Annotated in this window: 1 pseudogene; it reads left to right on the top strand. The window is 41.4% G+C overall.

What is annotated here, in order from left to right:
- A pseudogene (locus IQR33_RS34620) lies at nt 1-323 on the top strand (hypothetical protein); the annotation flags it as partial.
- Between the last annotated feature and the right edge of the window lie 230 nt (nt 324-553).

Raw genomic sequence — 553 nt, 5'->3', positions numbered from 1 at the left:
TTTATCGCCTTGAGGGAGAGCACAACGAAAATGCGTGTTTCAAAAAATACATTTTTAATGACCTAACCAGTGCAGAGATTCATTGTTTAGATCTCTGTGACCCCTTCAAACTTTCTAAGCCATTTAAGACTTTATTTGATAAAGCTGATGTGATTGCGGGCATGGTTACTGATGAACCTGCGCCAAAGCATGAAGATTTCCCAGTTTATACCAGTGGTGATCAAGGCCTGATCTGGGAACTCTTTGATTGTATTAAGTGGTTGAGCAGAGATAACCATGAGCTTGCTAAGTCCTACTTGAAAAAACTCTCTGAGAAACTCTAATTTGAGAGTCATCTCCGTTCCTCCCACTGAAGTTAGTTAGGCGGTTAGGTTATGAAATACAAAAAGCGTCAGAAGTATAAATACACTCTCCATTCTGAAGAAAAGATTGAGACGCACATTTCAGTGAGTCAGGCGTATGACAGCCCTTTTCTTAGTTTGTCCAAACAAGGCGTGTTAACGATTAAAAAGGGCTATGCATGGGATGGAGCGAGTGGGCCAGCGTTAGACAC

Origin of the sequence: Vibrio sp. OPT46 (assembly GCF_015163535.1) — a bacterium.
Lineage (GTDB): Bacteria > Pseudomonadota > Gammaproteobacteria > Enterobacterales > Vibrionaceae > Vibrio > Vibrio alginolyticus.
This window is presented reverse-complemented; position numbering and strand designations above follow the sequence as displayed.